This is a genomic window from Vallitalea longa (genome assembly GCF_027923465.1).
GTDB classification, from domain to species: domain Bacteria; phylum Bacillota; class Clostridia; order Lachnospirales; family Vallitaleaceae; genus Vallitalea; species Vallitalea longa.
Genome location: NZ_BRLB01000001.1, coordinates 1,391,888 through 1,405,408, shown reverse-complemented (window position 1 = coordinate 1,405,408; position 13,521 = coordinate 1,391,888). Strand labels below are relative to the sequence as shown.

General features: G+C 29.8%; 17 protein-coding genes. 14 read left to right on the top strand and 3 right to left on the bottom strand.

What is annotated here, in order from left to right:
• Positions 1-35 precede the first annotated feature (35 nt).
• The 12 genes from QMG30_RS06015 to QMG30_RS05960 all read left to right on the top strand — a co-directional run bounded on the left by QMG30_RS06015 (position 36) and on the right by QMG30_RS05960 (position 9,162).
• The gene (locus QMG30_RS06015) at positions 36-896 is read left to right on the top strand and encodes a hypothetical protein (RefSeq protein ID WP_281813301.1); all 861 of its coding nucleotides are present in this window, start codon (positions 36-38) and stop codon (positions 894-896) included.
• 47 nt (positions 897-943) lie between these two features.
• A complete protein-coding gene (locus QMG30_RS06010; protein ID WP_281813300.1) occupies positions 944-1,132 on the top strand; it encodes a hypothetical protein in 189 nt (62 codons plus the stop codon).
• Positions 1,133-1,172: 40 nt separating this feature from the next.
• A complete protein-coding gene (locus QMG30_RS06005) occupies positions 1,173-1,334 on the top strand; it encodes a hypothetical protein (protein WP_281813298.1) in 162 nt (53 codons plus the stop codon).
• Between the two features lie 356 nt (positions 1,335-1,690).
• A complete protein-coding gene (locus QMG30_RS06000) occupies positions 1,691-2,101 on the top strand; it encodes a hypothetical protein (RefSeq protein ID WP_281813295.1) in 411 nt (136 codons plus the stop codon).
• The gene (locus QMG30_RS05995) at positions 2,101-2,589 is read left to right on the top strand and encodes a hypothetical protein (protein WP_281813293.1); all 489 of its coding nucleotides are present in this window, start codon (positions 2,101-2,103) and stop codon (positions 2,587-2,589) included. Before QMG30_RS06000 ends, QMG30_RS05995 begins: the two co-directional genes overlap by 1 nt.
• Before the next feature lie 296 nt (positions 2,590-2,885).
• Positions 2,886-3,464, top strand: coding sequence for a 2-oxoacid:acceptor oxidoreductase subunit gamma family protein (locus tag QMG30_RS05990; protein ID WP_281813290.1), 579 nt, complete (start codon positions 2,886-2,888; stop codon positions 3,462-3,464).
• Positions 3,461-3,772: a 4Fe-4S binding protein gene (locus QMG30_RS05985; protein WP_281813288.1), complete on the top strand. Its 312-nt coding sequence runs from the start codon at positions 3,461-3,463 to the stop codon at positions 3,770-3,772. Before QMG30_RS05990 ends, QMG30_RS05985 begins: the two co-directional genes overlap by 4 nt.
• Before the next feature lie 22 nt (positions 3,773-3,794).
• A complete protein-coding gene (porA, locus tag QMG30_RS05980) occupies positions 3,795-4,979 on the top strand; it encodes a pyruvate ferredoxin oxidoreductase (RefSeq protein ID WP_281813285.1) in 1,185 nt (394 codons plus the stop codon).
• Between the two features lie 23 nt (positions 4,980-5,002).
• Positions 5,003-5,935: a thiamine pyrophosphate-dependent enzyme gene (locus QMG30_RS05975; RefSeq protein ID WP_281813282.1), complete on the top strand. Its 933-nt coding sequence runs from the start codon at positions 5,003-5,005 to the stop codon at positions 5,933-5,935.
• A 244-nt stretch (positions 5,936-6,179) separates the two neighbouring features.
• Entirely contained in the window at positions 6,180-7,226 is a 1,047-nt protein-coding gene (locus QMG30_RS05970) for a rhomboid family intramembrane serine protease (protein ID WP_281813279.1), read from the top strand.
• 91 nt (positions 7,227-7,317) lie between these two features.
• Positions 7,318-8,076 carry a hypothetical protein gene (locus tag QMG30_RS05965; protein ID WP_281813276.1) on the top strand — a complete coding sequence of 253 codons (759 nt, stop codon included), beginning with the start codon at positions 7,318-7,320 and terminating at the stop codon, positions 8,074-8,076.
• Positions 8,077-8,133: 57 nt separating this feature from the next.
• Complete coding sequence (locus QMG30_RS05960; protein ID WP_281813274.1) at positions 8,134-9,162, top strand: SCP2 sterol-binding domain-containing protein; 1,029 nt, start codon at positions 8,134-8,136, stop codon at positions 9,160-9,162.
• A 71-nt stretch (positions 9,163-9,233) separates the two neighbouring features.
• Here QMG30_RS05960 and QMG30_RS05955 read toward each other — a convergent pair whose 3' ends face one another.
• Positions 9,234-9,980 carry a CAP domain-containing protein gene (locus tag QMG30_RS05955; RefSeq protein ID WP_281813272.1) on the bottom strand — a complete coding sequence of 249 codons (747 nt, stop codon included), beginning with the start codon at positions 9,978-9,980 and terminating at the stop codon, positions 9,234-9,236.
• Between the two features lie 280 nt (positions 9,981-10,260).
• Here QMG30_RS05955 and QMG30_RS05950 point away from each other — a divergent pair, with 280 nt between their 5' ends.
• Positions 10,261-10,698 carry a hypothetical protein gene (locus QMG30_RS05950; RefSeq protein WP_281813270.1) on the top strand — a complete coding sequence of 146 codons (438 nt, stop codon included), beginning with the start codon at positions 10,261-10,263 and terminating at the stop codon, positions 10,696-10,698.
• Here the strand turns inward: QMG30_RS05950 and QMG30_RS05945 are convergent.
• Positions 10,654-11,397 carry a sensor histidine kinase gene (locus QMG30_RS05945; RefSeq protein ID WP_281813267.1) on the bottom strand — a complete coding sequence of 248 codons (744 nt, stop codon included), beginning with the start codon at positions 11,395-11,397 and terminating at the stop codon, positions 10,654-10,656. The genes QMG30_RS05950 and QMG30_RS05945 overlap by 45 nt on opposite strands.
• 295 nt (positions 11,398-11,692) lie before the next feature.
• Between QMG30_RS05945 and QMG30_RS05940 the strand changes: the two genes are divergently transcribed.
• Positions 11,693-12,178, top strand: a complete 486-nt coding sequence (locus QMG30_RS05940; RefSeq protein ID WP_309298636.1) for an HIT family protein — start codon at positions 11,693-11,695, stop codon at positions 12,176-12,178.
• Between the two features lie 98 nt (positions 12,179-12,276).
• On the opposite strand, the gene murG is transcribed toward QMG30_RS05940, so the two are convergent.
• Positions 12,277-13,344 (bottom strand): undecaprenyldiphospho-muramoylpentapeptide beta-N-acetylglucosaminyltransferase, encoded by a 1,068-nt coding sequence (gene murG, locus QMG30_RS05935; protein ID WP_281813265.1) that lies wholly within the window; start codon positions 13,342-13,344, stop codon positions 12,277-12,279.
• Between the last annotated feature and the right edge of the window lie 177 nt (positions 13,345-13,521).

Below are 13,521 nucleotides of genomic sequence, written 5' to 3'. Positions count from 1 at the left end.
TAAAAATTTATGTCAAATATATATAAGGAGCAAAAATGAATTTGAATATGACCATATTATATTACTGTATTATCATTATTCTGCTATATGCTTCATGGCTTATTTTCAGGGGGATTAAGAAACATAAATATAAATATACGTTTCGTAAGCCAAAAGCAAATTATCTAAAATATAAAAACACAAAAGATGAGATTAATGATGCATTTAATAGTGCAGGGGCTAATATCACTATAGATAAATATAATAATATACGATTAATAATATTAATAGTTGCTGTAGTAATAATGTCAGTATCTTATGATACTAAAAAACTACCATTCATATTAGTAATATTATTGACCTGTTATATTATCTTAACTCCAGTAAAGAAATTTGGGAAAAAAGATAGCCCATTTATGATTATTATTAAGATGATAAGTAAAATGCAGAACAAGAAAAAGGATATAGAAATATACAGACTTCTAATACAGATTAAGAATATAGCTATAACCAGGCAGGTCAAACCGTATAGTGCTGATTATACAATAAATCAATTGATAAAGTTTTCAAAATTAACTAAGAATGCATTAATTAATTTTCTAATACTCTATGATGTTGGAAAAGAAGATGAAGCATATAAGAAGTTCACTAAAGAGATAAATACTAAAATGGGTAATGATTTTGCAATGATACTATTGAAACTTGATAAACTTAATCCTCTTGAACTTGTTGAACAGATCAATATTATCAAAGATAAAAATAGGGAAGAGCATATAACAGAAAAACATAGGAAACAAAATACAATATCTGATTTAATTTACTTTCCTATTATAATACCTGTATTTATATTATTTCTTAACTTCATTATGGTAACCATTTGGATTCCTAGAATAGAGAGTATGATGTTTTTTGAATAAGGGGCATTTTAATATAAAAATCTATAACAGAAAAGGAGTGTATGTATATGAAGGACTTTTTGATTTTATGTGCAAAGGTAGCTTTAGGATTATTGATTGGATTTACTTTGATTTATGGAGGAAGTGGTTCTCTTAAACAAAAAGCAGATACAGTTAATAAAAATGCTACAGCAGGTTTTAGTGGTATAAAATTTGATACTATAGCACCTACTTCTAAGAATAGTCCACAAGGATAGTTCATTAATAATATTAATGATGAAAGGATTGAATCTGCTATTGAAAGATTTTATCATATTGTGTGCGAAGATAGCATTAGGAATATTCATAGCAGGAGCATTAATATTGGGGACTGTTAAAGGTTCTGCTAATGATAGTTTACTTAATAAAACAAAGAATGTCATGCAGCAAAGTTTGGAATTCCAAAAAAACTATCCATAAGATTAATAAACTGAAATATATTGTATGAGTTGATTTATTAACTTATACAATATATTAATATTAAAATAAAAAGTAAATTATATTGATTCGCTAATTATAATGAAATAAAATTTAAGATATATTAATTAAATAAAATAAAAAGCATTAATTGATTTGCTGTACATATTAAATTATTAATACATTGTTAATTGTGTAACTAACAAGTTACAAATAAGGTTATATTCAATACATATATTAATGGAATTCTGTGTTTGATATTTACTTTATAAATACTATTTAGTATTGGTAATATTAGAAGATGTACTCTAATAGAAGCGATTAATGATATAAGATAGAAAAAGGGGACATAGGTACAAATGAAAGATTTTATAGTTCTCATTGCAGTATTGATATTATTATTACCTTTTCCACTGCAATACGCTTTAGAAGAATATAATCATAATCAAAAATCAGAAATACAATCTTATGTTTTTACAGCTAAAGAAAAAGCTAAGCAGGAAGGCTATTTCACAGAAAAAATAAAAAAACAACTAATAGAAAGTATCACACAGAACTTAAATATCAAAGAAAATGATATAAGTATTATAACAGATAACAAACGCAAATATAGAGAGAGTAAGTTTAACAAAGATAATTTGATACATTATAAAATAGAAGTACCTATTAAAAAAGTAATAGCAGTACCGATTATATGGGGAATAAGTGATGAAGAAAACCAAACAGTGTATACTATAGAAGGATATGCAGCAAGCGAGGCGATTAGTTAATGAAGCCTTTTTTATTTACACTTGCCATGCTAATACTTTTTGCAATATTTCTAACTTATCAAACTGATAACAACACATATATCAGACAGTTAGAAAAACTGAAGTATGTTGCGGATGAATGTTCAGGAGCGGCTGGTTTATTATATGATGAGGAAGCATATTCAGAAGGTATAACTGTATATAACCAAGAGGAAGGCAAGAAGATAATAAAGTACTTAATAAAAGAGAATCTTGAATTAGAAGATGAACATTCTCCTTCAGAGTCAAGTTATTGGAAAGACGAAGTTCAATATGAAATAATCTTTTTTGATAATAGCAATACTTCTTTTCCTTATTATTATACGGATAGTCAAGAAAGATTTACTAAGCTTATAGCAGAACCAACGATAATAGTAGAAATCAATACTGGAGAACCTCCGTTTAGATTAAAATTCCTACCCAGAAAAGATGCTATACGATCATCAGCTTATGAATATCTGGATAGATAAAATGTTTAATTGAATTGTAATATTAATTAGAAAAAGTGCGAAATTAGGCGTAGAATTATCATGGAATTGATAAAAAATATACAAGTCCATAGTAGATAAAAATTAAAAAATACACAATAACAGAATCAGGGATAAATATATAGCTTAAGAGCCCTAATCTATTGGATTAAATTGTTAAAAAAATAACCGTGCATACAATATACTTACTATTGACATCAGGTATATATTAGTGTTACACTAACAATGTTGAAAATTGTTTAAAAAAATTTAATTATATATAAGGAGGGAACTTGTCAATGGGTAATATGTTAGAGATTCGTTGGCATGGTCGAGGCGGACAAGGTGCTAAAACTGCATCATTATTGTTGGCTGAGGCTGCGTTCGACACAGGAAAATTCATCCAAGGCTTCCCAGAATACGGTCCAGAACGTATGGGAGCACCTATTACTGCTTACAATCGTATTAGTGACGAAAGATGTCCAATTCATTCAAACATCTACGAACCTGATTATGTAGTAGTAGTAGACGAAACATTAATTGATGTAGTTGATGTAACTGCTGGTTTAAAAGAAACTGGTGGTATCATTATTAATACATCTAAGACACCAGATGAAATAAAATCCAAGTTAAAAGGTTACAAAGGTGGAATATATACAATTGATGCTAGAGAAATTTCTATGGCAACTCTTGGAAGATATTTCCCTAATACACCTATGCTTGCAGCAGTAGTAAAAGTGGCAAACATTATGCATGAAGATACATTGATTGAATCAATGGAAAAATCTTTCCATCATAAATTTGCTAGTAAACCACATGTAATTGCTCCTAATATGGAAGCATTAAAGAAATCACTTTCGGAGGTGAAAGGTGCATGAGTAAAAAATTCGAACATGATATAGTACCAGCTTATACGCCTTGGCAAGATACTACTCCAGGTGGTATTGTAACTGAGTCAGGAAACGCTAATTATTTTAAAACAGGTGACTGGAGAGCTATGAGACCAATCTGGAATGCAGATAAATGTAAACAATGTTTATTATGCTACCCAGTATGTCCAGACGCATCAATTATAATTAAAGATAAGAAAATGACTGGAATAGATTATGACCACTGTAAAGGTTGTGGAGTTTGTGTTAAAACTTGTCCTTTCGGTGCATTCGATTTTGTTCCAGAATGTGAATAATAGATAGGAGGGAAATGAAGATATGGCAATTCGCGATAAATTATCAGGTAACGAGGCTGTAGCCATTGCAATGAGACAAATTAATCCTGATGTAGTAGCAGCATTCCCAATTACTCCATCAACAGAAGTACCTCAATACTTCTCAGCATTTGTTGCTAATGGTCAAGTTGATACAGAATTCGTTCCTGTAGAATCAGAACATTCAGCTATGTCAGCTTGTATCGGTGCAGGAACTGCAGGTGCAAGAACAATGACAGCAACATCAGCTAATGGTTTAGCATTAATGTGGGAAATGTTATACATTGCTGCATCATGTAAATTACCAATGGTATTATCATTAGTTAACCGTGCATTATCAGGTCCTATTAACATACATAATGATCATTCAGACTCTATGGGTGCTAGAGATTCAGGATGGATTCAAATATATGGAGAAAACAACCAAGAAGCTTATGATAACTGTATTATGGCAGTTAGAATTAGTGAAGCTGAAGATGTTCAACTTCCAGTAATGAACTGTTATGATGGATTTATTACTTCTCATGCTGTTGAAAATATTGAGCTTATTGAAGATGATAAGGTTAAAGAATTTGTTGGTCCTTACAAACCAAATCATTATTTATTAAATAAAGATGAAAATATAGCTATTGGACCATTAGCTGTAACTACTCATTATTTCGAACACAAACGTCAACAAGCAGAAAGTATGAGAAATGCTAAGCAAGCAATCTTAGAAGTATCTGCAGAATTTGCAAAATTAACTGGTAGAGAATACGGTTTATTTGAAGAATATAAAATGGAAGATGCTGAAAGAGCAATTGTTGTAATTGGTTCTACAGCAGGAACATCTAAATACGTAGTAGACGAACTTAGAGCTAAAGGCGAAAAAGTTGGTTTAGTTAAGATTAGAGTATTCCGTCCATTCCCAGCAGAAGAATTAGCAGCAGCTCTTAGCAAATTAAAAGCAGTAGCTATCTTAGATAAATGTGATTCTTTCAACGGAACTGGTGCTCCTCTTTTCACTGAAACAGTTGGTGCATTATACTATGGAGAACACAAACCTTTAGCAGTAAACTACATCTATGGTTTAGGTGGACGTGACGTTAAGACAAATGATATAGAAAAAGTTTATGCTGATTTAACAGAAATTGTCAATGAAAACAAAGTTAACGATCCATATCGTTACTTAGGCGTAAAAGAAGCTTAGAATAATTGGAGGTGAAATAGAAGATGGCATATAATTTAAAAGAAACAACACAAAAACCAGAAAGATTAACTGGTGGACATAGAATGTGTGCTGGATGTGGTGCTCCTGTAGTAGTACGTACAGTCCTTAGAGCATTAAAAGAAGAAGATCATGCAGTAATCGGATCTGCAACTGGATGTTTAGAGGTTTCTACATTCCTTTATCCTTTTACAGCTTGGAAAGATTCTTTCATCCACTCAGCTTTTGAAAACGCAGCATCAACAGTTGCTGGAGTAGAAGCTGCTTACGCATCACTTAAAAAACAAGGTAAATTAGATGATACTTATAAATTCATAGCTTTTGGTGGAGACGGTGGAACATACGATATCGGAATCCAAGCATTATCAGGTGCTATGGAAAGAGGTCATGACATGGTTTACGTATGTTATGACAATGGAGCTTACATGAATACTGGTATCCAAAGATCATCAGCTACTCCAAAATATGCTGATACAACAACTTCACCAGCAGGTAAAGTTGTACCAGGTAAGCAACAATATAGAAAAGATTTAACAAAAATTATGATTGCACATGGTATTCCATATATTGCTCAATCAGCTCCTTTCAAAAATTTCAAAGATTTATATGAAAAAGCTGAAAAAGCTATCTATACTGAAGGACCAGCATTCCTTAACGTATTAGCTCCATGTCCACGTGGATGGAGATACGAAACAAGTAAATTAATGGAAATCTGTGAAATCGCTGTAGATACTTGCTTCTGGCCATTATATGAAGTAGTTAATGGTGAGTACAAGTTAACTTACAAACCTAAGAAAAAACGTCCTATTAGTGATTGGTTAGAAGCTCAAGGAAGATTCAAGCATGTAGCTAAGAATCCAGAAGTTATAGCTGAAATCCAACAAGTAATTGACGAAAGATGGGAAAAATTATTAAGACTTTGTGGAGAAGAAGCTTAAGAAGTTCTCACTTATTATATAATTAAACACCAGCCGTAATGGCTGGTGTTTTGTTTTATATAAAGAAATACAAGCTAATGCAGAATTAATTTTATAAAGATTTACATGCTTTTAATTACTTAATTTCCAATACAGGAATTGAGTAGGAAAGTGAATAGATAGCAAAATAACAAATAATGGTTGACTTATTTATTATAATAGATACAATAATAATAAAAACAATACTTTATAGGGTGGTCACAAAATGAATACATTTGAAAAAATATGTAATTTATTTGATAACTACAATTATCAAATTATTCAAACGAATACTAATGACATTAAGACTTATTCAACTTACAGCCATAGTAATTTATATCTTATAAATATAGTAACCATGAATAATCCTTATACATATAGTAAGGATAGGATTGACCAATTTAGAAGCAGGGTTGACAAACAACTCAATAATATTAATGCCAATAAAATTATAATATTGAATTTATTAATAACTGATGATTCATCTAATATTTATGATGATATTAATTATACACCTGACTTTGAAGAACACATTATAGATGTCAATTGGATTATAGATAATAATGAAGAAAAACTTATTATCCCTAGTATGCAAATGAACGATGTTATTGGTATACAAAAAAATCTTAAAAAGATATTAAAAGATAATAATAATGGATATAAGATAAAAAAAGTGCAAAAAAACAATGATAAACCATATTTGACATATATTTTTATCGCAATAAATGTTTTGGTATGGATATATATGGAAATAAACGGTGGCTCTACTGATATATATAACTTGATTCGTTTTGGATCAGTAGATTCTTATTCCGTTTTTATAAAAGGCGAGTATTACAGGATAATTACTTCAATGTTTATTCATATAGGAATATCTCATTTAATATTTAACTGTTTCGCATTATATATATTTGGAACTAGAATGGAAAGGTACATGAAGAAATGGAAATATCTCTTATTATATATGATGTCAGGTATATTAGGAGGACTAATTAGTATTACTGTTGATTTACTGAATAATAGAGCAGTAATCTCAGCAGGTGCTTCAGGTGCTATTTATGGTATACTAGGAGCAATTCTAGTGTATTCTAGAATATATAAAAGAGAAGTGGGAGGACTTAGTTACTACACAATATTGATTATGTTGATAGCGGGTATAGCATTTGGATTCATGGACTCATCAATTAGTAATATAGCACATTTGGGAGGCTTTGTAAGTGGAGGATTAATAGCGTTCTTATATTCGCTTACAAACAAAGGCCTAGAAAAATAAAAATTAATATTTAACGCAAGATATGCATAAAAGAACCCTGCAAAGAGAAAAATAGAATTATCAATAAATAACTTTTTGCGGTGGTGAATTTATGTTTTTTAGTAAGGAAATTGTACAAAACGAAGCTAATGTCCTATACGATGATAAAGAGATATTGGATGTACTAAATGCCTATCATAATGATTCTTTTAGCAGGGAAAACCAAATAGGAACAGACAGAGAAAAGATGTTTAAGTTAATTAATAACTATTGTAACAAATTCTATAAAAATTGTCTTGTATCTACTCTTGAAGAAGATTTTTATAATAAATTTTTATTGTTATTTATGCCAAGCTATAGTTTGACACTTACAGAAAAAGAAATTAAAATAGTTCTTAATGAGCTAAGCGCATTTATGGAGTATATTAATGAGTCTCATGGCATTGATTTATACAAATCGTATAGAAAAAACTTTTCAGCCAATGTTGATGAGATATTAAGGGTATACTATATACTTAGAAAAATACAAAAATATACCGAAGCATGTGTACTAAGTTTTAATCCTATGATAATTGACATGAATTGTTACAAAAAAAGAAAAAAGGCCAAGGAAGTTTCAAAGAGAGAAATGTATGAACAAGGTCATTTTGAAATAATAGACAAAATAGGCGGAATAATAATTCTAAAAAAATCTAAATTGAATTCTGCTAATAGTTATATTAAAATAAAAGTAGAAAATTCTCTAGCTTCAGATATGAGATGTAAAGATATTATTAATATGAGAATTAAGAAAAGGTTTTTCTACACTACTTGGGATATAATAGATGTGAAAGATTATTATTCCTACAAGATTAGTAAGTATATTGATTGAAAATAACAAGGGGGGCATTAATCTTATATGTCCCCTAATTACTTAAAGGGAGGACATATGAAGATATTAATTATTTATGGAGGTAGTGGATTAGCTGATGACTTATCATTAGCTGCGGTAAAAAGAATACATACTGTACTTAACGAATTAGAAGTAGAAGTTAAACAATATAACCTTGAAAACACTGACATAACAGAAGAAATTACAAATGAACTTCAATCAACAAAAGGAGTTGTTTTAGCGACAACTGTAGAATGGATGGGAATAGGAGGCAGAATGCAGACTTTTCTTGATCAATGTTATGCTTATAACAACCAATATTTTAATGATAAATATTTAATGTCAGTAATATTGACTAAAACAAATGGTGACAGAGATGCTTCTAACTATATACTTAAATGTTGGGATATGCTAGGTGGATTAGAAGGTGTCAATGTCTGTGGCAAAATAGATAGATTTGTTGAGTTGGAAACTAACGAGGAAATAATATCTGTTATAGATAAAAAAACAGAAGATTTCTATAGGATTATCAGACAGAAAAGAAACGTATTGCCAACAGGAACAGAGAATTTTTCAAAACCTGTGATTGATCAGCATATAGATGATGATGTATTCGCTAAAATGAATATCATTGACGAATATGTAGGAGATACTAAAACTAAAGCAAAAATAATTGAGGAAGATCCATATATCGTAGAACAAAGACAGGATATTGAGGAGATATCAGATTTTCTGAAACAGCAGCTCAATAAGAATACCAATCTATCCGGAAATAAATACATAGATAGATTTTTAGAAGCATTCATCTGTGAGGATTCTTCATTTACTTGTACATATAACATCATTATAATAAACCAAAAGAATAAAGATATAATCTTGAAAGTAAAAGATAAAAAATTAGCAGGATTCATAGGAACTGATGTCAAAGCAGATGTAATAATCAATGTTGAAGCTAATACGTTAGACGAGATAATTAAAGGGAAATTAACTGTTCAAAGAGGTTTCTTAACAGGGAAATTAAAAGCAAAAGGTAATTTTACATTATTATATGAATTCGATAATATATTCAAGTTTACTGATTTCTAATAAATAAGGTGAATATTATTGGCTGTTTCTCATTAGAAGAATAAGCCTATATTCACCTTTAATAATTTCGTTTATTTTTGGATAAACATTTGAACAAATACTTTACCATATCTAGAGTCATCGACTATACCTATACCTATATAATTATAATCAGTGCTTAGTATATTAGATTTATGGGAAGAGCTATTCATTAGAGATTGTTGTGCAGTTTCAACGGTTGTATCTCCAGCAATATTTTCTGCGGCCATTTTATAGTCCACAGAAAAATCTGACAGCATTTTGAAAGGAGAGCCGTAAATAGGGGAATCATGACTAAAATACTTATTTGTTGAGATGTCTTCTGCTTTTATTCTAGCCACTCTCATAAGTTCCATATCTAACTTGTATGCAGGTAGACCTGCACTTTTTCGTTCAGCATTAACTAGATTAATCATTAAAGTTTCTTCAGGGGATAGATTACCACTGTATTTATCAGGTTCTTTTGTAGTGGGTGCAGGATTATAATAAGAATAAACGCGAGTATAAGTACTTGAAATTACACCTACAGAACCGTCTTTCATATGGATTACATACCAACTGCCAAGCGTACCAAGAACATCGATTATATCTCCTCTAGAAATCATACCGATTTTCCTATATGAAGTACTTGGACCTAATCTTACATTCAATTCATAAGCTGTTACCTCAATCTGTTTTACGTTGGTCCATTTGAATAATAGAGTCTTAGCGTTTGATACGTTTGATAAACAAAAGCTTAATAATAAAATAATAACTAGTGATGATATTATAGTTTTAGATTTAATAATACTCCTTTTCATACTGTCACATCCTTCCAATATTATTATGTAAGGATGATAGAGAATATATGCAGTTGTTGTGGTGGTAATATATAACAAAATGAAGTTGTAGGCTTTTATATTAGATTATAGATATGTTAAGGATTATGAGGTCTATTAATAGAATAAAAAATACTATTTTACAATGGTTTAGAGTATATATATATAAAATGAATTAAATAATTGGTACTAAATCATACTGTATATTTATATAGCTAATTACTTAATTCATCTTACACAATTTTCCAAAGGAAGATGATATATGGAGAAGAATAATTCAACTGAATCAATAAAGAAAGAACAACTATTATTGTTATATGAGAATCTTATTGACGATGCCTATAACTTGTACAATTCATATAAAACTATTCATAACAATATAATCTCTCATATAAATAAGAATATTGTTCAGGATATTATGAAATTGAAATTGAATCAATCCAGAGAATTAATTAATCTATATAAGCGATTAAGTTGTATGCAATATATTAATAAACCACTAGAGAATGATGAAGTAATAGGGCTATCTGAGATGTTCGCTAAAGAAAGTAATCATGGAGAAATACTCAATTATATATATGCTAATATAAAGGATAAAGATGTCAATTGTTTGCTTCAAGTTATAATTAATAATGAAAATCTGATATTATTAAGATTATTGTACTTGCAAAGCTTGCTCGGCATTAATTGGAAGGTTTAAAATAAATGATGTTCCTTCCCCTTCTTTTGTTTGAACTTGAATATTGCCGGAGTGTTGTTCTATAATTGATTTTACTATAGGTAGCCCAAGTCCTGTACCATTTTCTTTGTAGGTGACAAATGGTTTGAAAATTTTATCGATGCGGTCTTTCTGTATGCCAGTTCCAGTATCGCTGATTGTAATTATTAAATATGCATCCATATAGTCTATATCAATTGTAACTATACCATTTGTATCGGTTGCTTCTATAGCATTTTTAATTAAGTTCATAAAAGCTTCTTTTAGTCTAGTTTTATCACCAGTTATGACAGGTAGGTTTTCTGATTTATTGATATACAATTTAATGTTTTTATTATGTGCGCTTGAATAGAAGCTTTTTGTTACTGACTCTAGTATAGAGGGTACATCTACACAAGTTTTTTGAATATTATATGAGTAATTCAATGTATTGAAATCATTGAGTAATAGACATATATAATCAAGTTCTTCGTATAGGGAAGCCCAATGAGAATTTTCTTTTACTTGAGGGGTCTGTACTTCTATAAGTTGTAGGGTGCTTCTAATTAATGAAATAGGGTTCTTAATTTCATGAACTATTTTTGCAATTATTTCCGGGTTTCTACTCTGTTGATAGACATTCAACCAATCATCAAGTAATATGGAAAAATTTTCAATTATACTTTTTTCATGATAATTCATTTATCCACCTCCTAATGGTTATTATTGTATCAGAGATAATGAAATTGTACAATAAATAATCGCTAAAAACCATTAATTAAAGGTGAAATATTAATAAAATACTATAAATATATATGTTTTATTACATAATATTTATATATTACAATAACATATAAATATTCCTTTATGATTATAAATGCCTATATTAAATTATTACAAAATTATCCTTGAAAAAAGTTAAAATATAGTTTAGTATAGTTATACAGGCTTGGTATTTATCAATTAGGGTTTTTATTCATCGAGGGATATATGTCTTATGAATAATATTCTATTTACATGTGGATACTTAGATATTAAGACAATAAGGCATTGGGAAGGAGATATTATGATTAAACAAAATTGTTTATTCTGCAATGTTGCCAACGGTTCTATGGACTCTTCTACTATTTTTGAAAACAGTGAATTTAAGGTTGTGCTTGATCCATATCCAGCAGCAAAAGGGCATACATTGATTATTCCAAAAGAACATATAGAAAACATATATGAACTAGATACTGAATCAGCATCAAGACTATTTGCACTTGCGACACATATCGCTAAGGTACTTAAAAATATGTATAATTGTGATGGACTGAACATATTGCAAAACAATGGTAAGGCAGCTGGTCAGACAGTATTTCATTTTCATATGCATCTTATACCAAGATACGACAATGATGATGTAAATATCAAATGGGAAACCATTAAGATTGAAAAAGATGAATTGGATTCCATTGCTAGAGAAATTTCGCGTAAGCTTTAATTAATAAGGGTACTTCATATTAACATGAAGTACCCTTAAGTATTTCTATATAATTTTTCCCATTAATGACTTTTGCTTTTAATTTCGATTCTAATAGCTTACTTATTAACCAGCTCATCTATAAGATTTAGGATATTACTGATGCCATTGCTTGATTTACTATGATTCATATGATTTATATATTCAGTTCTTTTTTCATATACAGTATCAACTGCTTTCAATATGGTCTTAGGTGTCATATTTTCTTCGTCTAAAACGTAACTGTAACCATGTTTTTCGAAAGAGGCTGCATTTAATATCTGATCTCCTCTACTTGCACTTGCTGGTAGTGGGATAAGTACATGAGGTTTTTTTAGAGCTAGAAGTTCAGATATGATATTAGCGCCCGATCTAGATATTACTACATCACTTATTGCCAATATATCTGACATTTCATCACTTACATATTCAAATTGTTTGTAGCCAGATATATCTTCTAATTCTTTTTTTAGATTGTTCTTACCACATAAATGAACTAATTGATATTTCTTTAATATACCGTCAAGAGCTTCTCTTAGGACATCATTAATTCTAACAGCACCTAGACTGCCGCCAGTCATTAATAGTACCGGCTTATCTTTATTGAACTTACATAATTGCAAACCTTTTTCTTTGTCACCTTGTAATATATCTTCTCTGATGGGAGTACCAGTTAGTACTGCCTTGTTTTCGGGTAGATGTTGAAGTGTTTCTGCAAAGGTAGTACATACTTTTGTTGCAAAAGGAATACTTATCTTGTTAGCGAGTCCCGGTGTCATATCAGATTCATGTATAATTGAAGGTACTCTATTCAATTTGGCACCTAGAATAACGGGAACAGTTACAAATCCACCTTTTGAAAACACAATATCAGGTTTCAATTTTCTAATCAATTTTGTTGCCTGCCCAGCACCTTTTATAACTCTAAATGGATCTGACAGATTTTTAAGATCTTTGTATCTTCTAAGTTTTCCTGATGAGATTCCGTGATATGGAATTCCTTTATCTTCTATCAAAGTTTTCTCTATACCATTGTAAGAGCCTATATAATGGACATCAAAACCAAGTTTATCTAGATGAGGAATAAGAGCTAAGTTAGGTGTTACATGCCCAGCTGTTCCTCCGCCTGTTAATACTATTCGTTTCACTTCTTTAACCTCCAGTATGGATATATTGTCACTATATTATTATTATCTCTTTTAAGAAAATAAATGTCAATAGATTATAATTTAGTATTTTTTATATTTAGTTTAAAAATATATTCAAACAAGTCTGATAAAATGCCTTGTTATAGTGGAATTTTCATTTGTAGGCCGGTTTTACAC